The 20,472-nt window shown below is 65.6% G+C and carries 22 protein-coding genes and 1 tRNA gene; 12 read left to right on the top strand and 11 right to left on the bottom strand.

Annotated features, from left to right (window positions below; genetic code table 11):
* Positions 1-5: 5 nt before the first annotated feature.
* Complete coding sequence (locus tag OXG79_10175; GenBank protein ID MCY3784139.1) at positions 6-1,079, top strand: Gfo/Idh/MocA family oxidoreductase; 1,074 nt, start codon at positions 6-8, stop codon at positions 1,077-1,079.
* Here OXG79_10175 and OXG79_10170 read toward each other — a convergent pair.
* Positions 1,076-1,834 (bottom strand): endonuclease/exonuclease/phosphatase family protein, encoded by a 759-nt coding sequence (locus OXG79_10170; protein MCY3784138.1) that lies wholly within the window; start codon positions 1,832-1,834, stop codon positions 1,076-1,078. The two genes, OXG79_10175 and OXG79_10170, sit on opposite strands and share 4 nt — an antisense overlap.
* Before the next feature lie 215 nt (positions 1,835-2,049).
* On the opposite strand from OXG79_10170, the gene OXG79_10165 reads away from it, so the two are divergent.
* On the top strand, positions 2,050-2,361 hold the full coding sequence (locus OXG79_10165; GenBank protein MCY3784137.1) for a hypothetical protein: 312 nt from the start codon (positions 2,050-2,052) through the stop codon (positions 2,359-2,361).
* A 205-nt stretch (positions 2,362-2,566) separates the two neighbouring features.
* On the opposite strand, the gene OXG79_10160 is transcribed toward OXG79_10165, so the two are convergent.
* On the bottom strand, positions 2,567-3,202 hold the full coding sequence (locus OXG79_10160; GenBank protein ID MCY3784136.1) for a TlpA disulfide reductase family protein: 636 nt from the start codon (positions 3,200-3,202) through the stop codon (positions 2,567-2,569).
* A gap of 215 nt (positions 3,203-3,417) precedes the next feature.
* On the opposite strand from OXG79_10160, the gene OXG79_10155 reads away from it, so the two are divergent.
* Together OXG79_10155 and OXG79_10150 are read left to right on the top strand one after the other, a co-directional pair.
* On the top strand, positions 3,418-4,200 hold the full coding sequence (locus OXG79_10155) for a TlpA disulfide reductase family protein (protein ID MCY3784135.1): 783 nt from the start codon (positions 3,418-3,420) through the stop codon (positions 4,198-4,200).
* Positions 4,197-5,063, top strand: coding sequence for a cytochrome c biogenesis protein CcdA (locus OXG79_10150; GenBank protein MCY3784134.1), 867 nt, complete (start codon positions 4,197-4,199; stop codon positions 5,061-5,063). The genes OXG79_10155 and OXG79_10150 overlap by 4 nt, the downstream gene beginning before the upstream one ends.
* A gap of 166 nt (positions 5,064-5,229) precedes the next feature.
* Here OXG79_10150 and OXG79_10145 read toward each other — a convergent pair whose 3' ends face one another.
* From OXG79_10145 to OXG79_10120, 6 genes are read right to left on the bottom strand one after another with little or no spacing between them, the layout of a single operon-like run.
* Positions 5,230-5,826: a GNAT family protein gene (locus OXG79_10145; GenBank protein MCY3784133.1), complete on the bottom strand. Its 597-nt coding sequence runs from the start codon at positions 5,824-5,826 to the stop codon at positions 5,230-5,232.
* Positions 5,823-6,395 (bottom strand): GNAT family protein, encoded by a 573-nt coding sequence (locus OXG79_10140; GenBank protein ID MCY3784132.1) that lies wholly within the window; start codon positions 6,393-6,395, stop codon positions 5,823-5,825. The genes OXG79_10145 and OXG79_10140 overlap by 4 nt, the downstream gene beginning before the upstream one ends.
* Positions 6,392-6,985, bottom strand: a complete 594-nt coding sequence (locus OXG79_10135; protein ID MCY3784131.1) for a GNAT family protein — start codon at positions 6,983-6,985, stop codon at positions 6,392-6,394. The genes OXG79_10140 and OXG79_10135 overlap by 4 nt, the downstream gene beginning before the upstream one ends.
* Entirely contained in the window at positions 6,982-7,572 is a 591-nt protein-coding gene (locus tag OXG79_10130) for a GNAT family protein (protein ID MCY3784130.1), read from the bottom strand. The genes OXG79_10135 and OXG79_10130 overlap by 4 nt, the downstream gene beginning before the upstream one ends.
* Positions 7,569-8,141 carry a GNAT family protein gene (locus OXG79_10125; protein MCY3784129.1) on the bottom strand — a complete coding sequence of 191 codons (573 nt, stop codon included), beginning with the start codon at positions 8,139-8,141 and terminating at the stop codon, positions 7,569-7,571. Before OXG79_10125 ends, OXG79_10130 begins: the two co-directional genes overlap by 4 nt.
* On the bottom strand, positions 8,138-9,505 hold the full coding sequence (locus OXG79_10120) for an aminotransferase class III-fold pyridoxal phosphate-dependent enzyme (protein ID MCY3784128.1): 1,368 nt from the start codon (positions 9,503-9,505) through the stop codon (positions 8,138-8,140). Before OXG79_10120 ends, OXG79_10125 begins: the two co-directional genes overlap by 4 nt.
* A 115-nt stretch (positions 9,506-9,620) precedes the next feature.
* On the opposite strand from OXG79_10120, the gene def reads away from it, so the two are divergent.
* The gene (gene def / locus OXG79_10115) at positions 9,621-10,172 is read left to right on the top strand and encodes a peptide deformylase (protein MCY3784127.1); all 552 of its coding nucleotides are present in this window, start codon (positions 9,621-9,623) and stop codon (positions 10,170-10,172) included.
* Positions 10,173-10,181: 9 nt separating this feature from the next.
* Here def and OXG79_10110 read toward each other — a convergent pair whose 3' ends face one another.
* Positions 10,182-10,712, bottom strand: coding sequence for a molybdenum cofactor biosynthesis protein MoaB (locus OXG79_10110; GenBank protein MCY3784126.1), 531 nt, complete (start codon positions 10,710-10,712; stop codon positions 10,182-10,184).
* A gap of 74 nt (positions 10,713-10,786) precedes the next feature.
* Here OXG79_10110 and moaD point away from each other — a divergent pair, with 74 nt between their 5' ends.
* Positions 10,787-11,092 carry a molybdopterin converting factor subunit 1 gene (gene moaD, locus OXG79_10105; protein MCY3784125.1) on the top strand — a complete coding sequence of 102 codons (306 nt, stop codon included), beginning with the start codon at positions 10,787-10,789 and terminating at the stop codon, positions 11,090-11,092.
* A complete protein-coding gene (locus OXG79_10100; GenBank protein MCY3784124.1) occupies positions 11,089-11,508 on the top strand; it encodes a molybdenum cofactor biosynthesis protein MoaE in 420 nt (139 codons plus the stop codon). Before moaD ends, OXG79_10100 begins: the two co-directional genes overlap by 4 nt.
* 135 nt (positions 11,509-11,643) lie before the next feature.
* Here the strand turns inward: OXG79_10100 and OXG79_10095 are convergent, their stop codons facing one another.
* Positions 11,644-12,420 (bottom strand): glucose 1-dehydrogenase, encoded by a 777-nt coding sequence (locus OXG79_10095; GenBank protein ID MCY3784123.1) that lies wholly within the window; start codon positions 12,418-12,420, stop codon positions 11,644-11,646.
* Positions 12,421-12,545: 125 nt separating this feature from the next.
* On the opposite strand from OXG79_10095, the gene bcp reads away from it, so the two are divergent.
* From bcp to OXG79_10070, 5 genes are all read left to right on the top strand, one after another.
* Positions 12,546-13,010, top strand: a complete 465-nt coding sequence (bcp, locus tag OXG79_10090; GenBank protein MCY3784122.1) for a thioredoxin-dependent thiol peroxidase — start codon at positions 12,546-12,548, stop codon at positions 13,008-13,010.
* A 40-nt stretch (positions 13,011-13,050) separates the two neighbouring features.
* Positions 13,051-13,123, top strand: a tRNA-Thr gene (locus OXG79_10085).
* A gap of 569 nt (positions 13,124-13,692) precedes the next feature.
* The gene (locus OXG79_10080; GenBank protein MCY3784121.1) at positions 13,693-15,831 is read left to right on the top strand and encodes an ABC transporter substrate-binding protein; all 2,139 of its coding nucleotides are present in this window, start codon (positions 13,693-13,695) and stop codon (positions 15,829-15,831) included.
* A 494-nt stretch (positions 15,832-16,325) separates the two neighbouring features.
* Complete coding sequence (locus tag OXG79_10075; protein ID MCY3784120.1) at positions 16,326-17,336, top strand: ABC transporter permease; 1,011 nt, start codon at positions 16,326-16,328, stop codon at positions 17,334-17,336.
* Positions 17,337-17,436: 100 nt separating this feature from the next.
* Complete coding sequence (locus tag OXG79_10070) at positions 17,437-18,477, top strand: ABC transporter permease (GenBank protein ID MCY3784119.1); 1,041 nt, start codon at positions 17,437-17,439, stop codon at positions 18,475-18,477.
* Here OXG79_10070 and OXG79_10065 read toward each other — a convergent pair.
* Positions 18,474-20,423, bottom strand: a complete 1,950-nt coding sequence (locus OXG79_10065) for a hypothetical protein (GenBank protein ID MCY3784118.1) — start codon at positions 20,421-20,423, stop codon at positions 18,474-18,476. The two genes, OXG79_10070 and OXG79_10065, sit on opposite strands and share 4 nt — an antisense overlap.
* Positions 20,424-20,472 lie beyond the last annotated feature (49 nt).

Raw genomic sequence — 20,472 nt, 5'->3', positions numbered from 1 at the left:
TGAGCATGTCAAGCGAGCGCGCACGCATCGGCGTCATCGGCACCGGCTGGTGGTCGACCTACACCCACATTCCCGGACTGCGGGACAACCCGCTGGCCGAGCTCGTCGCCATCTGCGACGCGAACCCCGAGCGTCTCGAAAAGGCAGCGGATGCGTTCCCCGGACACGCCACGTATTCCAACGTCAACGATCTGCTGGCCGAAGAGGAGCTTGACGGCGTGATCGTCGCCGTGGCCCACGCGGCGCACCACGCGGTCGCCGCCGCCTGCCTGGACGCGGGGCGCCACGTGATGCTCGAGAAACCCATGACGCTCACCGCGACCGATGCGCGCGACCTGGTCGACCGGGCCGCCGCGGCCGAGCGGGAGCTGATCATCGGCTATCCCTGGCACTTCACGCGCACCGCCTTGCGCGCTCGCGAGGTGATCGCAAGCGGCGAGTTGGGCGAGCCCCAGCACGTGGTGAACGCCTACGCCTCGATGATCATCGAGTTCCTTCGCGGCAACTCCGAGGCCTATCGCCCGGTGTTTGACTGGAAGGTCCTTGGCCCCGACGCGGTCTACAACGATCCCCGGGTGTCAGGCGGCGGCGAGGGTCACCTGCAGATCACGCACTCGTCCGGCCTGATGTTCTTCGTCTCCGGCCTGCGCGCTGAACGCGTATCGGCGGTCATGAACAACTACGACGTGCCGCTGGACCTGGTCGACGCGATGAGCGTGCAGTTCGAGGGCGGCGCCGTGGGCGTCGTGTCTGGAACCGGCAATATGCCGACCGGCGACGCGGGCCAGCTCGACGTGCGCGTCTACTGCGAGAACGGGTACGTCCTGCTCGATGCGATCAAAGGTCACTTGACCATCACCCGCCACGACGGTCCGACCGAGGAAGTGAGCATTCCCAACCCGGACGACACCTATCCGCGCTTCGAGACCGCGGCCAACCTGGTCGACGTGTGCCTGGGGCGAGCGCCCAACGGATCGCCGGGAACGATCGGCCTGCGCAGCGTGGAGCTGCTGGACGCGGCCTATCGCTCGGCGGCTGACGGCGGCAGCGTCGTCTCGGTCAGCGAGCTGTACGACTAGCGAGCGGCCTCGACGTCGGCCCACATGAAGTAGTGGTCCGAGGGCCACGCGCCGTCGGGCCGGTCGCGGATGACCTGGACGGCGCGGACCTCCACCGGACCCCGGACCATGATCCAGTCGATGCGCTGCGGATGGGCCGCGGCCTCCTGGCCGAATCCGTGCCGAGTTAGGCCCGAGTCCGTCTGGTGTGGGTTCGCGATCGCCCAGGCGTCGCGCCAGCCCGCGCGTTCCAGCGTCGTCAGGGGCGTGCTGCCGGCGCCGGCGTTGAAATCGCCCATGAGCACTTGGGGCGTCTCATCGGGCCAGGCGGCGGCGTCCTCGGCCAGCAGCCGCGCCGCGCCCGCCCGCGCTTGCTCGCTCATGTGGTCGAGGTGGGTGTTGGAGACCCGCCACTCGCTACCCGAGTCGTCCGCAAGCACCAGCCAATTCACGTGGCGGGCGTACTTGGCGCCCCATCCGGTCGAGCCCGGCACATGCGGCGTGCCCGACAGCCAGAAGCCTCCCCGGTCCACGAGCTCCAGGGACCTGTGGACAAAGACTGCGTTGCGGGGATGCCCATGCGGATCCTGCCGCAGCCCATGCCAGGCGTGCTCCGGCAGCGCCGCCGCGATCCACTCGACCTGGTCGATGGTCGCTTCCTGCACGCCCACGACATCGGGTTTGCACGCAGCGATCACGCGCGCGCAGACTTTCTTTCGGCTTTCCCAGGAATGGCCGTCGTCGGCGCGGTCGGCGTTGCGAACGTTGGCCGTCATCACACGCACGGCTGGCTCCTGACGGCGCCAGTTTCGCCGATTGGTCGCTGAGACTTCGTCATTCCCGCGGAGGCGGGAATCCACCCATCGTCAGCCTGGGGACGTTCGGATCTTCCCAGGGCTCCAACCCCGAGCGTCCTGCTGACCTTCCTCGGCGCAATCGCCGAGGCAGCGCCCAGCCAGACATGCCGCCTGCGGTACCGTGCCAACCAATCATGCTTGTGGTCACCCATCAGGCCGCCCTTGCCTTGCGCGCCGCCGTCGACGACGCGTCGCTTGCGGAGAAGCGTGTCATCCGCGCGCATGCCTTTCGCAACGCCGCCGGCGAGCTGGACGTGCGTCTCGAGCCCGACGAGCTGCTGGACGGCGACAAGACCGTGACGTTCGACAACCGGCCCATCCTGGCCGCGGATGCCGAAGCGGCGGCGGTGCTGAGCGGACATACGCTGACCATTGAACAGCGCGGGGGTCGAGCGCGATTCGCGTTGCGTAAGACGCCATCGCCGGAGTCGTCCGACGACGCCTGAACCCCGGCACGCCGCCTGTCTGCTGCCCCTAGGCCAGGTTGGCCGGTGTGCGTCTCTAGTCTCGGCAGACCGGCAGCCAGCTCTATCCGTTCGCCCTGAGCTTGTCGAAGGGCGCTGCACGAGCTTGCGGTAAGCGCGTGGTTCGACAGGCTCACCACGAGCGGAGTCGGATCGCCCAACCGGGTAAAGCTCGCATAGACGAAATCTAGTTGCCTTCCAGCAGCGGCGCCACCAGGTCGGCCAGCTGTTCGTGGTCGATCGGACCTACCCAGCGCCGCACGAGCACGCCGGTGCGCGAGATGACGAATGTCTCCGGCAGTCCGGTCACCCCGTACTCGACCGGGATCGACCGCGTGGTGTCCTCAGCGTTGGGATAGGTGATGTCGAATTCGTCCAGGAAGGCCCGGGCTTGCGCCTCGTCGTCCCACACGTCGATCCCGATCACCACCAGTCCCGCCGGGCCCAGGCGCTCGGCGGCGCTCTGCAGCACCGGGGCTTCCACCCGGCAGGGCGGGCACCAGGACGCCCAGAAGTTGAGCAGCACGACCTGCCCGCGGAAGTCGGAGAGTCGCAGCTGCTCTCCGTCGTAGGTGGTCAGCACGAAGTCCGGCGCCGGACGCGGCTCCAGATCTACCGTGCGCCCGGTGGCGAAGATGCCGAACTGCCCCTGGTCGGTCTGTCCGCGCAACGCCAACGCCATCACAACGATGAACGCCAGCAGCAGGGCGACCGAGACAGCCGCAATTGCCACGCGCAGGCGCACGGGAAGTACGGGGGTTTGGTCCGTCATGCTTCCCGCGTCGCTGGGCGAAATCGCTTCCGCCGGCTCGGACTCGCGCATGTTTGTGAATATACCCACGGTCCGGCGAGCACCGATCGCGGCCCGGCTACGTATTCCTCTCTGAACGGGAACCTCGCAGGGCGTAATCTCATGAATCGGCTTCGGCGTAGGCGGAGTGGGTCGGCTGAGACGGCACGCCTGCGAACCAGGCACTATTGGATAGAACCAATCCCGGAGGGGGATGCGCAGTGACTACGGTGATGCCGGTGCGGTGGATGTCGCGCCGCCGATTCCTGATCGGCGGGGCGGTGGTCGCCGCGACCGCGCTGGCGGCGTGCGGTGAGACCGGAGACGACGAGCAGGTCGCCGCCGAGGCGGAAGCGACGGTTGCCGCGACTCCGCAGGCCACGGCAGTGGCGACAGCCGCTGCGACGACCGCGGCGACTACGGCCGCGCCCGAGCCGACGGCTACGGCTGCCCCCGAGCCGACACCAACGACCGCTCCCGAACCGACGCCAACGCCCACGGCCGCCCCTGAACCCGAAGAGTCCTCGACATCGGAATCCGACGTCAGAAGCTTCCCGGCCGGTGACCAGATGACGGCCCCGGACTTCACCTGGGAGCACTACGCGCCGAGCGAGTCCCTGGGGCGCATGTCTATGAATCTCACCGACATCCTGGCAATCGGAAAGCCCGTGGTGTTGAACTTCTGGGCCGGACTCTGTCCCCCGTGTCGCCGCGAGATGCCCGAGTTCCAGGAGGCCTACGAGGAGTTCAAGGACCGCGTCATCCTCTTCGGCGTGGACGTCGGCCCGTTCGTCAACCTCGGCTCCACCGAAGACGCCGTCAACCTGATGTCGGAGTTGGGAATTTCCTATCCGCTCGGGACCACATTCCACAACAAGATCCTGATCGAGTACCGCATCCTCGGCATGCCCGCCACCGTCTTCATCACCCCGCGCGGCACGATCGTCCGCACCTGGAACGGCGTGCTCGACAAGAACGGCTTGCTCGACCTGGTCGCCGAGCTGGAAGAGGCCTCGGAGGCGGGCCAATGAGCGCCGGCGACGCCTCGGCGGCGATGTCGAAGCCGCGCAAGCGCCCCAAGAGCGCCGCGATCCTGGCCTATGCCATCCCGGCCGCGGTGGTCGGGGCGCTGATCGGCGTCCTGGTCTCCGTTCAAGGAAACGCTGAAGCCGCACTGGCCGACTTTGCCGGGGCGCTGCCCATCGGGTTTGCCGCCGCGGCAGGACTTGTCGCCAGCGTGAATCCGTGCGGCTTCTTCATGCTGCCGTCGTACATCGCCTATCAGTTGGGCACCGAGGAAGCCGGCTACGACAAGATTGCGGCGCCACTACGCCTGGCCCGCGCCTTGGGTGTGGCCATCACGGCGACCCTGGGGTTCGTGCTGATCTTCGTTGCGTTCGGAGCGGTCGTGTCCGCGGGCGGCTCGGCGCTTGGTCAGGTCTTTCCCTACCTGGGATTGGTCATTGGGATCGCGATGGTCGGGTTCGGGGTCTTTCTACTCGTGTCCCATCGCTACGTAGGCATCCTCGCGGCCAGCCGCATTCAGGTGACGCCGCGCCGCAACCTTGGCAACGCCTTCGTCTTCGGAATCGCCTACGCCGTCGGATCGCTCAGCTGCACGCTGCCGATTTTCATGGTCGTGGTGGGCGGGTCGCTCGCGACGGAGGGATTCTTCGAGTCCCTCAGCCAATACGTGGCTTATTCGCTGGGCATGGGCGTGGTGATCGTGGCGGTGACGCTGGGTGCGGCGCTGTTTCGCGACGCGATATCACGCTGGCTGCGCGGCGCGCTGCCGCACGTCCACCGCGCCAGTTCATTCTTCATGCTCGGCGCCGGCGCCTACCTCATCTGGTACTGGCTGGTCTTCGCCGACATTTTCGGGGTGTTCCTGTAGTCGAATAGCCATTCGCCCTGATCATTCCGAACGAATGTGAGGAATCTAAGGGCGTTGCGCTTTTTTCGCGCCTTGGATTCCTCGCTGCGCTCGGAATGACGGAGTAGTGCGCTCGAAATGACAACGGTGAGGCGCCAGCTGCGTTCTTCCAAACGCCGTGAGGAATCTACGGACGTTGTGCGTTTTCCCCGCCGCTCGGATTCCCCGCGATCCGTTCCCACTCTTCGCGTATGAGGCCGTAGTTCACCGCGTCATAGGCCTGACCGCGGAAGACCCAGTGCTGGCGCAGCGTTACCTCGTGCCGCATGCCGACCTTCTCCATCACCCGCGTCGAGCCGACGTTGGCGGCAATCGCGTGGGCGAGGATCTTGCGGAGTGGGAGCTTTCGGAACGCCTCGTCGATCACCGCCGACGCGGCTTCGGTCATGAGACCGCGGCCCCACAACCACCGGGCCAGTTCGTAGCCCAGCTCCACCCGTCCATGCCGAGGCGCCGGTGTTAGCCCCACGTGTCCGACCACGCGGCCCGCGTGCTCGAGCGCCCAATGAGACTCGGTGCGCCAGTCCTTCAGGACGTGCGACGCGACAAACTCGTCGGCATGGTGCCGCTCGTAGGGCTCGGGGACCCCGGGGAGAAAGCGCGCCCACACCGGGTCGTGGGCATAGGCGAAGACGTCCTCCGCGTCGCTGAGTCGATACCGCCGCAGGAGCAGCCGCGGCGTTTGGATCGACTCCGAAAGCGGCGGCCAGTCGTCAGTGGTCATTCGGCGGCGCCCGCTCGCTGCTCCCACTCTTCGCGCAGCAGGCTGTAGTGCACCGAGTCGCAAGTCTGGCCGTGGCACACCCAGTGCCGACGCATCACTCCTTCGCGCTGCATGTTGACCTTCTGCATGACTCGAATCGACCCGACGTTTTCGGCAATTGCGCCCGCAGCGATCTTGCGCAGCGGCAGGCATCGGAATGCCTCGTCGATGACTGCCGATACGGCTTCGGTGGTGAGGCCGCGTCCCCAGAGCCACCGGGCGATCGAATAGCCGAGATCCGCCCGCCCATGCCGCGGCGCCAGACGCAGCCTCACCCGGCCAACCACCCGACCTTGGTGCTCGATCGCCCAGGCAGGCTCTTGCCGCCAATTCGCCAACACCTGGCCGGCCACAAAGACACTCGCATGGCGCCGCTCGTAGGGCCGCGGGACTGGGGGCATGAAGCGCCCCCACTCCGGGTCGCGCGCGTAGGCGAAGACATCCTCCGCGTCGGTGAGCCGATACCGTCGCAGGTGTAGCCGCGGCGTTTCGATCGACTCCGACGGCGGTGGCCAGTCGTCGGTGGTCATTGCTGAGACCCGGGCTTGCTTCGAGCGGTGCCCGTCCGCTGCTCCCACTCCTTGCGCAAGAGCCCGTAGTGCACCAGGTCAAATACCTCGTCGCGGTGCGAGAAATGCCGGCGAAGCACCGCCTCGAATTGCATACCGGCTTTCTCCATCACTCGAATCGATCCAATGTTGGGGGCAAGCGCACGGGCGGCGACCTTGCGCAGCGGGAGCGTGGCGAACGCCTCGTCGATGAGCGCCGACACGGCTTCGGTCATCAGGCCGCGCCCCCACAGCCAACGCGCCAGGGTGTAGCCGAATTCCGCCCGCTCATGCCGGCGCTGGATCCACAGCGCGACCGTTCCGACGGCCCGGCCCTCGCGCTCGATCGCCCACTGCGGCTTGGTGCGCCAGTCGGTGAGTACGTTTGCCGCCACGAATTCGTCGGCGTGCCGCCGCTCGTAGGGCTGCGGAACCGTGAAGAGAAAGCGCCGCCATTCCGAGTCCCGCGCATAGGCATACACGTCCTCGGCGTCGGCGAGCCTGAACCGCCGCAGGAGCAGCCGCGGCGTCTGGATCGACTCCCGCAGCAGCGGCCAGTCGCCGGTGGTCATCGTGAAGCGCGTCGCTCGGTGGAAGCGGGCCCGGCTAGCGGCTGCCACTCTTCACGGAGTAGCCCGTAGCGAACCTCATCCAGGGATTCGCCGCGATGTACCCAGTGCTGTCGAAGCAGGGCTTCGCGCTGCATGCCGAGTCTTTCAAGTAGCCGCGTTGATCGGACGTTGGCTGCGCTCGCGGTTGCGGTCACCTTGCGGATCGGAAGCAGGCGAAACGCCTCGTCGATGACCGCCGCCGCAGCCTCGGTTGCGAGACCGCGGCCCCACAGCCGCCGGGCCAACTCGTAGCCAATCTCCGCCCGTCGATTCCGGCGAGCCAGCCACAAGCTCAACCCGCCGACCACTCGACCGTCCTGCTCCATCGCCCAGGCAGGATTCTTGCGCCATTTCGCCAACACGCGCTCGGCCAAGAAGGCCTCCGCATGACGGCGTTCGTAGGGCTGCTCGTGGGCAAGAAAGCGTCCCCATTCCGGGTCGCTGGCATAGGCGTATATGTCATCCGCGTCGTCGAACCTGAACGGTCGCAAGAGCAGCCGCGGCGTCTGGATCGATTCCCGCAGCAGCGGCCAGTCGCCGGTGGTCATTCCGCGGCGTCCGCTTGCTGCTCCCACTCCTCACGCAAAAGGCCGTAGTGCACGGAGTCGTACGTCTGGCCGTGGACAACCCAGTGCTGCCGCAGATGACCCTCGTACTGCATCCCGACCTTCTCCATGACACGAATCGAACCGAGATTCGCGGCTGCCGCGCGGGCGGCGATCTTGCGAAGCGGGAGGCATCGGAACGCTGCGTCGATGACTGCCGACACGGCTTCGGTTGTGAGTCCGCGGCCCCAAAGCCACCGGGCCATCGAATAGCCGAGCTCCGCCAGCCCATTTCGGGGAGACAACCGCAGGCTTACGCCGCCGACGACCCGGTCGTCATGCTCAATCGCCCAGGCGGGCTCCTTGCTCCAATTCGCTAACACCTGCCCGGCGACGAATTCGTCGGCGTGATGCCGCTCATAGGGCTGTGGGACAGGGGGGAGGAAGCGTCCCCACTCCGGGTCGCGCGCGTAGGCGTAGGCATCCTCTGCGTCGCTGAGTCTGTACCGCCGCAGGAGCAGCCGCGGCGTTTGGATGGACTCCGGCAGCGGCGGCCACTCCTCGGAAGTCATCCCGAATTGCTTGGCTTCAAGGTCGGTCGCGGAATGATCGCCGGCGCCAGGCTGGCCTCCAGCACGTCGTCGACGGCGTTCCGACCGATCGCTTCCTTGGTCACCAGCAGGGCCTTGCGGAATACCTCCAGCGTCATGCCGAGGTCGCGGTCGTCGTGCGCTGTGCTGTGGCGCGGGTGCGTGTTGAACAAGATGCCCCGCTTGGCGGCTTCCTGCGCCACCAGCGCGTTCAGCTTCTTGGATTCGTCGGCGTCGAACGGATCGGTGAAGGTGATGCCCGGAGTCGCTGGCATGCCCGAGATCGTCACCGGCAGATCGACCTCATCCAGCACTTCCTGCATGCCCGACTGCAAGCGCTCGCCGAAGTCGGCCAGTTGCCCCGGCACGTCCCGACGCTCGATCTCGGTGAGCGTGGTGATCGCCGCCGTGATGCCCACCAGATCGCTCCAATAGGTGCTGCTGACGAACATGTCCGCCGCCGGCTCCATCACCCAGCGCTTGCCGACCACCGCGCCCATGGCGTAGCCGTTCGAGATGGCCTTGGCAAAGCACGCCAGGTCCGGGACCACGCCCACGAAGTCCTGGATGCCGTTGGCGCCGTAGCGGAAGTTTGTGGTGACCTCGTCGAAGATCAGCACCACGTTTTCGCGCGTCGCCAGCTCGCGGACGCCCTCCAGATAGCCCTCGGGCGGGCGAGTGGCGAGCAGGATCGGCTCCATCATGATGCAGGCCACCTGGCCGCGATGCTGCTCCAGCAGCCGCTCCAGCGGCTCGAGCTCGCCCCAGGGGAACGGAATCGAGGTGCCTTCGAGCGCCTTCGGCACTCCGGTGGCGCGGATGTTCGGCAGGGCGAACGGATCGAACGCGCCCTCTTTCAGGTGGCCGGCGGCCAGGTACCAGTCGTGCCAGCCGTGGTAGCCGCTGAACAGCACCACGTCCCGGCCCGTGGCCCCGCGGGCGATGCGCACCGCGATGGCGCACGACTCCCCGCCGCCCTTGGAAAACCGCGCCATCTCGGCGCACGGAATGCGGTCGATCAGCAGCTCGGCCAGCTCGATCTCGCGCTCGCTGTTGAGCGAGTAGGTCGCGCCTTTGCCGATCTGCTCGATCACGGCCTCGTCCACGACGTCGTCGGCGTAACCGAGGATGGCGGAGGTCACCGACATCCCGAAGTCGATGTATTCCACGCCCTGGTCGTCCCAGATGCGCGAGCCCTTGCCGCGCTCGGCGTATACCGGGGCGAATCCATTGGAAAAGGCATAGGGCCGGCGGCTGATGAGCTGCGAGCCGCCCGGAATGATCTGGTTGGCGCGCTCCCACAGCGCGTACGAACTGGCTACGTTGTGCGTGCGGGGGTCTTTCACGTCATGCCGCCTTTGCCGATGGGTACGGGAATAGGGTTGCCATTGCCGGGAGCGCAGGTTCAAGGTAGCGCCGGCGCTGCCGGATGCCAAAAGGGCCGTTGCTAGACTCGCCCGCTTGCTCTCCCGCGTTGGCCCGGTGATCCGCCGAATTCTTGAAATACCGGACCCGGGGCTGCGTGAACCGTGCGCGCCGGTTGCCGAGATCACGCCCGACCTCGTGCGCCTGGCGGGCGACATGTTCGACACCATGCACGCCAATGCCGGAGTTGGGCTCGCCGCGCCGCAGGTCGGGGTGCACGCGCGCCTGTTCGTGCTGGAGCTGCCGCCCGACGATGAGGACTCGCTGTCGGGCCGCCGGTTCGTGCTGATCAATCCCGAAATTGAACTGACCGGCGCGCGCAAGGAGATGGTGGAAGGCTGCCTGTCACTGCCCGGATTCCGTGCGATGGTCAATCGCGCCGAGGGAGTGACGGTGGCGTTCACGCAGCTCGACGGGTCGCGCGTCTCGCTCGACGCGCGCGGGCTTTTCGCCCATGCCGTGCAGCACGAGGCCGATCATCTCAACGGCGTGCTCTTCATCGACCATCTCAACTCGCTGCTGGACCTGGAGAAGATTCCGCCCGAAATGCTGGACTGGACCGAAGAGGCAGAGGCCGAAGCCGCGTAGGTCTTTGCGCTAGCGCGAGACCTCGCGGATGAAATGCCGCAGTTCGGGCACCAGCAGTTCGCCCAACGCGAGCTCCACCGCAGCCGTCGATCCCGGTGAGCAAACGATCAGCGCCCGGCCCAGCTTGCCCGCTACGGCCCGCGACAGGATGGCCGCGGGTCCGATCTGGTCCCAGCTGGCCCGGCGGAACCACTCGCCGTAGCCGTCGAGCACCTTGTCGAGCATCGGCGTCACCGTGTCCACGGTGATGTCGCGGTCGCCCAGCCCCGTTCCGCCCGTGCAGAACACGAACTGGGCGCCTGCCGCCAGCGATGCGTCGATCGCGCCGCGAATGAGGTCGGCGTCGTTGACCACCAGATCCCGGTGCACGATCTCGTGCCCGCCGTCGGTGATGAGCCGCTCGGCCGTGCGCCCGGAACGGTCGGTGCGCTCGGTGCGCGAGTCGCTGATGACGAGCACCGCGCACTTGACGGCGCCGATGCGCTCGGACTCGTGACGGTGCTCCTGGGTTGAGCGGGACCCGTGGTGCGCGTGCGTCATTGGCGTGGCCTGTCGGCTGCGATCACGTCGATGGTCGCACAGCCCCTCGGCGGGGTTGTTGCTAGGCTCGAAGTATGAGTGGTTCAAGGGCGCCGCAGGCGGCCACGGACGCCGCGCCGGCCGGCGCGGCGATCCGGGTTTCGCTGCTGCTGTTCGCTTCGGTGGCCGAAGCCGTGGGCGAGCGCCGGCGTGAGGTGCGCGTGCCCGAGGGCACGACGGCCCGCGGCCTGTTTGAACAATTGGCGGCCGACGTGCCGGCGCTGGCGGGCCGCGCCGATCACGTCTCCTTCGCGCGCAACCAGCAGTTCGTGCCGCCGGACACGGTCCTTGCGGATGGCGATGAGCTGGCGGTGATCCCGCCGGTTTCGGGGGGCGCATGAACATCAAGCTCACGCATGAGCCCATCGACGCCGACGCGCTGATCCAGCGGGTGACGCTGCCCGGAAATGGCGGCATATGCACCTTTCACGGCATCGTGCGCGACAACATGGACGGCCGCCCGGTCGTGAAGCTGGAGTACGAGGCGTTCGAGCCGATGGCACTGCAGGAGTTGGAGCGCATCGGGCGGCAGGCGGAGGAGCGCTGGGGCCTGACGGACGTGGAGATCGTGCACCGGATCGGCGAGCTGGGGATCGGCGAGGCCAGCGTGGTGATTGCGGTCGGCGCGCCGCACCGCGCCGAGGCCTTCGAGGCCTGCCGCTACATCATCGACACGCTCAAGACCACCGTCCCGATCTGGAAGAAGGAGTGGTACCGGGACGGGGCGGTCTGGATCGAGCCGACCGCCGCCGGCTAGGACCGCGGGGTTCGGCGCTTCGGGCCTGAGCCGGAGTCCAGTTCGTCGTCAACTGTGTGTGACTGAAGATCCCGTGCTGCACGCAGCATGGGCCACCGGACGGGCAGCGCGGGTCACCAGTTTGTCCCCGGGCCTCTACCCGGCCAGCCAGCCTCCGTCGATCGGCAGGACGTGGCCCGTCACGAACGCGGAAGACTCGGACGCCAGGAACACCACCGCACCGGCCAGATCATCCGGCATACCCCAGCGGTTCATCGGGGTGCGCCCGAGAATCCAGTTGCTCCACACCGGATCGTCGTAGCGCGGCTGGGTGAGGTCGGTGAGGATGTAGCCGGGCGCGATGGCGTTGACGGTGATGTTCTGTTCGGCGAACTCCACGGCGAGGGCCTTGGTCAGTTGCGCCACGCCGCCCTTCGACGCGCCGTAGACCGAGATGGGCTTGAATCCCAGGAAGCTGGTCAGCGACCCGGTGTTGATGATGCGGCCATAGCCGCCGCGCACCATCAGGCGCAGCCCGTATTGCGACGCGAAGAACAGGCTGCGCAGGTTGATGTCGAGCACCCGGTCCCACTCCTCGGGCGTGACCTCGAGCACCGGCGTGCGCAGACCGATGCCGGCGTTGTTCGCCAGGATGTCGAGACGGCCGAATTCGTTGTCCGTCTTGTCGAAGAGGGCGGCCAACTCGTCCAGGTCCCGTACATTCGTGGGTACGGCCAGGGCCCGGCGCCCCATGCCCTCGATCTCGTCGGCGGTGGATTCGAGCTGGTCTTTTGAGCGTGCCGCCAGCACGACGTCCGCGCCCGCGTGCGCCAGCGCCAGGGCCATGCCGCGCCCGATGCCGCGACCGCCGCCGGTCACCAGGGCCACGCGGCCGGTCAGATCGAATGACGGTCCAGAGGCGGAGGTGCTCATGCGCGTCAGCGTTTCGGTGGGGGCGGGGGTTGGTGTCGCCGATGGTCGCACAGACCTCCGGCGAGGGTCGGCCCTGGAGGGTCGAGGATGCGATGATGGGACGTTACGTCCTGAGGGGTTTGCGCATGGCGATGCCGCGCGTGGGCGACCGCGCCCCCGACTTCGAGCTCCAGTCGACCGACGGCAGCCTCGTTCGGCTCGATGAGCAGCGGGGTCGGAAGGTGGTGCTGTTCTTCTACCCGCGCGACGACACTCCCGGTTGCACCCGCGAGGCGTGCGGCTTTCGGGATCGGATGTCCGAGATTGCGGACCGCGGGACCGCCGTGTTCGGTGTCAGCGACGACCCGGTCGAATCGCACGAGCGCTTCAGCAGCAAGTTCAACCTGAACTTTCCGCTGCTGGCCGACGTGGAGCGCCAGGCCATCGAAGCTTACGGCGTGTGGGTGGAGAAGACTATGCGTGGCCGGACATTCATGGGCACCCAGCGCGCCACGTTCTTAATCGATGAGGACGGCATGGTGAGCGCCGTTTGGCCGGATGTGAAGCCCGACGACCATGCCGAGGAGGTGGTGCAAGCCCTCGACGCCTAGTCCACGCGCTTCTGCCGCCTCACGGCAGTCTCGGCGCCAGGCCCACATAGCTCAGTTGGAAGAGCGCGTTCTTGGTAAGGACGAGGTCCCCGGTTCAATTCCGGGTGTGGGCTCCCAGCAGCCCTAACAGGTTTGGAAAGCTTTGTTCGCCACCAGCGGCGTGGTGGGAGAACCTGCCACAGCGCTTGGCCACACCATAACTGTGATAACTGTTCAGGGTGGTCGTTGCCCTCGGAATCGCCCTGGCGCCGGTCTCGCACGCTGTGGGGCGGTTGCGACGCGGACGGTGGCTACCCGTCGCCGCATGCCGACGATCACGGGCGTGCGGGTCGCTCTCGGCTGGCCGCAGTCGACCTGCCGCATTGCAACCCGGTCAGCCATTCTGCCACCGCGGTGATCAACAACGCGCCCGAGCTCACCAGCCCCACGGCTGCGGCGCCTCGGGGACGCCGACGCGAGACTCGGGGACACGACCTTCACCGTCGAGAGACGACGAGCCTCGGAGCTCAAGCAGAGCCTCGTTCACCAGAGAAGCGGGCCGCGAGATCTGGGCTCACGGGTCCGCCGGCGACGAGCCGCTTCGCTCGCCGAGTTTGCCCGGCTCACGTATGATTATGACCGGCTAATAGTCTGGGGAGGAATTTTTAGTATGCCAAAGCTCAGTCGTCGAAGATTTCTGACCATGACCGCCGGGACAGCGGCCATGTCCGTGTTGGCGGCATGCGGCGAGGCCGAGGTCACTGAAAAGACCGTGACGGTGACGGTCACCGAAGTCAAAGAGGTCATCAAGGAAGTTCCGGTCGAGACCGTGGTGAGGCAAGAGGTCATCAAGGAAGTCCCGATCGAGACGGTGGTGACCAAGGAAATCATCAAGGAAGTTCCGGTCGAGGTCGTCAAGGAGGTTCAGGTCGAGACGATTGTCACGAAGGAAGTCGTCAAGGAAATTCCCGTCGAGCGCGTCGTCATCAAGGAAGTGGCGACGCCGTCCCGCTTCTCGGAGGCGCCGATGCTGGCAGCCAGGGTCCAGGCGGGCTCGCTGCCTCCAGTCGATAGCCGTCTGCCGAAGGACCCGTGGGTTATCGAGCCGGTCGAGCAAGTCGGGAACTACGGCGGCACGCTGCGGCTGGGCGGCATTCGCCGATCGATTGAGATCGGCTACGGGGGCGACGCCAGTCTCATGGCTTACGCCATGACGGGTACCGAGCTGTTTCTCGACCTCGCCAAGAACCTCGATGTCTCCAGTGATTTGCAGACGTTCACCTTCGAGATTCGGGAAGGCCACAAGTGGTCCGACGGCGCGCCGTTTACGGCTGACGATTTCATGTTCACCTACGAGGACTTTTGGGGCAACGACCTCGCCAACCCGAGCGGCAGTCTTCAGCACGGCGCCGAGAGGATCGGACTCCGCGAGATCGTGAAGGTCGAAGACACGGTGGTCGAGTTCAAGTTCGACCGGCCCGCGCCCCAGTACCTGGATCGCATGGGACGGTACTCCGGCGATCCATGGGTGTTCTCACCGCGGCACTACCTCGAGCGTTTCCACGAGAAGTACAACTCGGACGCGCAGCGGCTCGCCGAGAAAGCCGGATTTGAAACCTGGGCCGATCACTTCAAGTCCAAGTTCTACTACGGGCCCAGCACGTCGCTGTCGCGTGAGGATGCGGCCTTCCGGCCTGCGCTTGGACCCTGGGTCAACGTCGGCGCCTCGCCCGACGTCACGCAGTTCGCGCGAAACCCCTACTACCACGCGGTCGATACGGCCGGAAACCAGTTGCCGTACATCGACTACGTCAACCACTTCTGGATCAAGGACAAGGAGGTCTACCAGATCAAGGTCACGGCTGGTGAGCTTGACTTTGCACAGTTCGTGCTCGACCTCAAGAACATGGAGCTGTATCGGGCGGAGGAGGACCGCGGCGGATACCGCACGTTGGTTGCTTCCAGCTTGCGAACGTCGGCCATGTCCCTGTTCCCGAACCAGACGTACAAGGATCCGGCGGTCGCCGCCATCTTTCGGGAGAAGGACTTCCGGGTCGCGGCTTCAGTGGCCATCAACCGCGAGGCCATCAACGAGACCTTGTTCTTTGGCTTGGCGCGGCCGTTCACGCCCTACCTGCTTGAGTCGTACAGCTTCTTCAAGCCGGAGTGGGGCACGCTCCACACCGAGTACGATCCCGACCAGGCCAATAGCCTGCTCGATGGGATTGGGCTCGACAAGCGCGACAGCGATGGCTGGCGCCTGAGGCCCGACGGTGAGCGGTTCAGCATTTTGCTGACGGTCTCCGACCAAGAGGGCCCCAAGGAAGACATGGCCACGTTGATCGTGAAGGACTGGCAAGCGGTGGGTCTCCATGCCGAGTGGCAGTTTGAAGAGGAAGCGCTCTTCCGCGAACGGGCGAAGACGTTTACCGAAGTGATGATGCCCCAGGACATCAGTGAAGCGGCGGCCTACTTCACACGTTGGGCGTCCTGGCACTACGGCATGGACACGTATGAGAGCTATTGGGCCGGCAGTTGGGCTCAATGGATCCAAACCGACGGCGCGGAAGGCGAGGAGCCGCCGGACTGGATGAAAGAGGCCAAGCGCCTGCGTGAGGAGTGGCGCCGGGCAGTGCCGGGCTCAGCCGAGTACGACGATCTCGGCGTGAAGTTCTGGTCCTATTTCTACGACCAGTACCCCATTATCGGCACCGTCGGCTATCCGCCGCAGCCGACCATCGTCAATCAGTCGCTGCGTAACGTGCCGACAGGCATTAACTTCGCTGCCGCGATCAACTTCGTGCGGCCCTACGGCTTCCCGCAGTTCTACTACGACGGGTAGAGTCGGTCGGCTGAATAGGCTCGCTGCGTCCCCCGTCCTTGGAGTTCCAAGGGCGGGGGGCGCGACCGACGCGGGGCCGCTCACGGTGCCGACGAGCGGGGCATGAAACCAACGGCGGTCACGATATCGGTGGTGTCAGGGGGACGTGAACATGAGCGGCGCGACCAATCCCCGGAGATTCTGGAGACATCGCCAATCTGAGGCGATGCTGCCCGTGGTCGGCCGTCGACCGTCGAGCCAGCCTCTTGCCAGGGAAATTGTCGGCTTCCGTCGTTGGTCGGACCGACGCCCCTCGTGGATCGATGCCGGTCTGCCGAACCTCCGGCGGCGCCGTGGCAGTGCAGGTCCAGTCGGCGCATTCGCCGAGGTGACCTCGAGTGCCGACCATCCAACCAAGATTTGCGCGCCGCCGAGCCCTCATTCCCAAATTGGCATGGAGTCGCACGTGCCGCGCGGCGCCCGGACGATTTCGCCAGGCTCATTGACCTAGCGCCGTGAGGGCTTACCTTGTTCGGCGCATCGGCTACATGGTGCTCGCCTGGTGGATTCTGAGCGCTCTGATATTCATTGTCATTCAGCTGCCTCCGGGCGACTACCTTTCGACCCACCTCGCTGCACTCAAGGCTGAGGGATTAACCCTCAACGAGTCAGAGATTGAGAATCTGCGCATCTACTATGGATTGGACCGAACCCCCGTCGAACAGTACGTGAATTGGATCACGCGTTTCGTGCGGGGCGACATGGGGCGGTCATTCGGAAGCTACGGTGGAGGCTCGCGCCGCACCGTGCTCTCGATCCTGCAAGAAGTAGTGCCACCAACGATGCTGGTTACGTCGATTTCTCTCACCTTGACGTATTTGATCGCCGTGCCAATAGGCATCTACTCAGCAACTAATCAATATAGCATTGGAGACTATGCATTCACTGCGATTGGCTTTATTGGACTTGCTACTCCTAATTTCATGATTGCACTCATGCTCATGTATTTCTTATTTCAAGTATTCAATGTCAGTCCAGGCGGGCTCTTTTCGCCCGAATATCTCCTTGCGCCATGGAGTCTTGCGAAGCTCTGGGACATGATCAATCACCTCTGGGTTCCGGTGTTCGTCGTCGCCACAGCCGGAACGGCGGGCCTTATTCGTGTGATGCGGGGCGTGCTTCTGGATGAGCTGGGCAAGCAATACGTCATCACGGCGCGCGCCAAAGGCGTTCCTGAGCGACGACTACTGTTCAAGTACCCGGTCCGCATGGCATTGAACCCCATCATCAGCACCGTGGGATGGACGTTGCCGGCCATTGTCTCGGGCAGCGCCATCACAGCCATCGTGCTCAACATCCCGATGACCGGGGCGGTCCTGCTGGTGGCGTTGCGTGTTCAGGATATGCACTTGGCCGGCAGCATCCTGATGGTCGAGGCGGCGCTCACGATCTTTGGCACCCTCCTTTCGGACGTGCTGCTGGTGATCGTGGACCCTCGAATTCGGCAGGAAAGAACGGCTGTCTGAGATGGCAGTTTCTGCGGACACCGAGGTTGCGTCTGAGCGGGTGAACATTCGCGAATTCACCGACGAGGAACGCCACTACACCGCCGGCCAATGGACGCTCATGTGGCGCAAAATGCGTCGGCACAGGCTGGGCATGGTTAGCCTGTGCCTGCTGGCGATCGCCTACTTCTTTGCGCTGACCTATGACTTTTGGATTCCATATAAGGAGACCTCAGACCACGGATTTCTGAACTCTCCGCCTTCGCGCATCCACCTTTGGGATAGCGAAGGCAACTTTCAGGGACCGTTCGTCTACGGGATCAAGTCGGAGCTGGACCCGGTGGAGTTCAAGCGAGTCTACGAAGACGATCTTTCCGTGATAAACAGAATTGTCTTCTTTCAACGCGGTGAGCCGTACAAATTTTGGGGCCTTTGGGAGATGGACCTCCACTTCTTTGGTGTAGAGGATGGCAAGGTATTTCTCTTTGGGACGGACAGGCTGGGACGCGATCTGTTCTCGCGCGTCATGGCGGGTGCTCGGATCAGTCTCTCGATCGGTCTCATCGGAGTTTTGCTCAGTTTTGTGCTCGGCGTGGTCATCGGCTCCGTGTCCGGCTATATCGGCGGCACGACCGACATCCTGATTCAACGGTTTATCGAGGTCGTGATCTCCATTCCGTCGATCCCGCTGTGGATGGCCATCGGTGCGGCAATCCCGCCGTTCTGGACACCCATCCAGCGTTACTTCGCAATCACGGTGGTGCTGTCGGTGATCGGCTGGGCCGGCCTGGCGCGCGTGGTGCGGGGCAAGATTCTTGAGTTGCGCGAGCACGACTACGTCATGGCGGCCAAGGTCGCCGGCGCTGGGCACATGCGGCTGATCTTCGACCACATGGTCCCCGGTTTCATGAGCTACTTGATCGTCAGCCTGACATTGACGGTGCCGAACATGATCCTCGCCGAGACCTCGCTGAGCTTCTTGGGGCTGGGGATTCGTGAGCCCTCGGTGAGTTGGGGAAGCCTGATGCAAGACGCCCAGAACGTGCGCAGCATTGCTCTCTATCCCTGGATGCTCATTCCGGGCATCTTCGTGATCGTCGTGGTGCTGTTATTCAACTTCATGGGTGATGGCTTGCGCGACGCAGCCGATCCATACACCTAGTCCCGCGACGCACTGGCATCCCGCAGGCGCCACACGCTGCCCTGGAGTGTTCCGGCGACCAGCATGTCCTTGCCCGCTTGGTCAGGCGCGAGGGCCAGACTGGTCACCGGCGGCGCTCCCATGCCGGCCGAGAGTCGGCGCCAATTGCGGCCGCGGTCCGACGATCGCCAGACGCCGCGGCTCGTGGCGGCATATAGGGTGTCGTTGGTGGCGAACCGCGCCGAAGCCCTCACCGCGAGGACGGATGGGCGCTCCTCGGTTAGTCGCGTCGCGTGCCAGGACTGCACCTGGCGCCCAGCCGGTGTGATCACCGCACGACCGGTGGCGACGGCTATGAAGTCGTCTTTGGCGCGGTAGGCGACTGGGATTGCCAGCGAGACCCAGCCGTCGCCGGCGTGTTCGAGGATCTGACTCCAGGTGGCGCCGCGATTCGTTGAGCGATACACCGCAACGGTTCCCTCGCCCGCGGTGGCCGCAAACAGCGTGCTGTCGAAGGCGTAGTTCGGCGAGAACGCCACGGTCACCAAGCTCTTGCTGGCGAAGTCCTCAGCGGACCGCGACCACGACTTGCCGCCGTCGCGCGATAGCGCCAAGGCGCCGTCCGAGCCCCCAACCGCGATGGCATGGCCGGCGGGTGCATCCGATGCGACGGCCAGGCTCAGCGGCATGACGTCTCCTGGCAGACCGGCCACCGGCGCCCACGCCTGCCCGCCGTCGCGGCTTTCCACGAGGCTCGCCCCGGCGATCGCCAATACCCGGCGATCAGCCGGGAACGTCGGTGAGAAGGCCAGCGACGTGATGCTCGGTTCCTCCAACCCGTCACTGGCGGGGGACCAGGTCAGTCCGTCGTCGATGGATCTCAGCACGCCTTCGGCCGCCGTGCCGACAAGGAGCGTGCCGTCGGACGCAAAGCCAGGGGACAACGCCAGCGCTAGGACTGGCCGGCTCGACACACCAACGTTTGAAGGCTGCCAAGACTTGCCCCAGTCCGCCGAACGCAAGACGCCGCGCTCATGCAGACCGGCCAGCCACACCGGGCCGTCCGGGCTGCCGCAGCTAAGAAGGGCGAGGGCCGCATTCGCATCCGCGGCACCCGCCAGCGGCTGCCACGAGTCCCCTCGATCGTGCGACCGCATGAGGCCACGCTCGGCTGTGGCAATCATCAGTGTCCCGTCGGCGCTGAAGTCCGCCGACACGGCGATGGCATTGACGCTGGAATCGGCGTCCACGGTCTCCAGCCGATGCACCGCGTTGCCGTCGATGGACCGCCAGAGCCCCCTACCCTCGGTTCCCACGAACAGCGCACGCTCGCTTGGGCTCGGCGCGAAGACGATGGCCTGGACTGGCTGGCCGGCCGGATAGCCCGCGACGGCGAACCATTGCCGTGCCTCGCCGACCCATTGATACAGGCCAGTCGACGTGCCGGCGAACAGCAACCCGTCCCCCTCAGGCGCGAGGTAAGCGGCGAGCGCATTGACGGATAGATTGGCGAGACCAAGGTTGGCGGCATTCCAGGTGCGCCCCCGGTTGGTGGTGACGTACACGCCGTCCTCGCTGGTACCAGCCAGGATCATGCCGTCGCTCGCGAAAGTCGGTGAGAACGCCAGGGCCGTGACGTCGGGCCTTTGGCCCCAGAACTCCTGCACACGCCACGACGCTCCGCCGTCCACCGAGAGGAAGGCGCCAGAGCCGGCGGTGCCGACAATCAGCGTGGAATCAGCGTCAAACGCGGGTGAGACGGCAGCCGCCTGTATGAAGCGGCCGCCCAGCGCACCCACCTTCTCCCATGAATTCCCACAGTCGCGCCCTACAAATAGCCCACCAAGGGTTCCGGCGATCACGACCTGGCCGTCCGCACCGGGCGGGCCAGCTGCCAGTGTCGTCACCGTGCCGCCCTCGGCCGTCGTCAGCGGCGTCCAAGCCTGCGGCGATTCAGGGTGCGTCATCAGCGACTCCAGACCCGGCCGCACGGTCGTTGACTCTCGTGCGGGATCC

Source organism: Chloroflexota bacterium, from assembly GCA_026706485.1.
Lineage (GTDB): Bacteria > Chloroflexota > UBA11872 > UBA11872 > UBA11872 > JAJECS01.
The sequence above is the reverse complement of the archived record's forward strand: the minus strand, read 5'-3'. Positions and strand labels throughout refer to the sequence as shown.

Coding starts and splice junctions, on each gene's coding strand:
- OXG79_10175 (MCY3784139.1), top strand. CDS start 6: ATGTCAAGCGAGCGCGCACGCATCGGCGTCATCGGCACCGGCTGGTGG.
- OXG79_10170 (MCY3784138.1), bottom strand. CDS start 1,834: ATGACGGCCAACGTTCGCAACGCCGACCGCGCCGACGACGGCCATTCC.
- OXG79_10165 (MCY3784137.1), top strand. CDS start 2,050: ATGCTTGTGGTCACCCATCAGGCCGCCCTTGCCTTGCGCGCCGCCGTC.
- OXG79_10160 (MCY3784136.1), bottom strand. CDS start 3,202: ATGCGCGAGTCCGAGCCGGCGGAAGCGATTTCGCCCAGCGACGCGGGA.
- OXG79_10155 (MCY3784135.1), top strand. CDS start 3,418: ATGTCGCGCCGCCGATTCCTGATCGGCGGGGCGGTGGTCGCCGCGACC.
- OXG79_10150 (MCY3784134.1), top strand. CDS start 4,197: ATGAGCGCCGGCGACGCCTCGGCGGCGATGTCGAAGCCGCGCAAGCGC.
- OXG79_10145 (MCY3784133.1), bottom strand. CDS start 5,826: ATGACCACTGACGACTGGCCGCCGCTTTCGGAGTCGATCCAAACGCCG.
- OXG79_10140 (MCY3784132.1), bottom strand. CDS start 6,395: ATGACCACCGACGACTGGCCACCGCCGTCGGAGTCGATCGAAACGCCG.
- OXG79_10135 (MCY3784131.1), bottom strand. CDS start 6,985: ATGACCACCGGCGACTGGCCGCTGCTGCGGGAGTCGATCCAGACGCCG.
- OXG79_10130 (MCY3784130.1), bottom strand. CDS start 7,572: ATGACCACCGGCGACTGGCCGCTGCTGCGGGAATCGATCCAGACGCCG.
- OXG79_10125 (MCY3784129.1), bottom strand. CDS start 8,141: ATGACTTCCGAGGAGTGGCCGCCGCTGCCGGAGTCCATCCAAACGCCG.
- OXG79_10110 (MCY3784126.1), bottom strand. CDS start 10,712: ATGACGCACGCGCACCACGGGTCCCGCTCAACCCAGGAGCACCGTCAC.
- moaD (MCY3784125.1), top strand. CDS start 10,787: ATGAGTGGTTCAAGGGCGCCGCAGGCGGCCACGGACGCCGCGCCGGCC.
- OXG79_10100 (MCY3784124.1), top strand. CDS start 11,089: ATGAACATCAAGCTCACGCATGAGCCCATCGACGCCGACGCGCTGATC.
- OXG79_10095 (MCY3784123.1), bottom strand. CDS start 12,420: ATGAGCACCTCCGCCTCTGGACCGTCATTCGATCTGACCGGCCGCGTG.
- bcp (MCY3784122.1), top strand. CDS start 12,546: ATGGCGATGCCGCGCGTGGGCGACCGCGCCCCCGACTTCGAGCTCCAG.
- OXG79_10080 (MCY3784121.1), top strand. CDS start 13,693: ATGACCGCCGGGACAGCGGCCATGTCCGTGTTGGCGGCATGCGGCGAG.
- OXG79_10070 (MCY3784119.1), top strand. CDS start 17,437: ATGTGGCGCAAAATGCGTCGGCACAGGCTGGGCATGGTTAGCCTGTGC.
- OXG79_10065 (MCY3784118.1), bottom strand. CDS start 20,423: ATGACGCACCCTGAATCGCCGCAGGCTTGGACGCCGCTGACGACGGCC.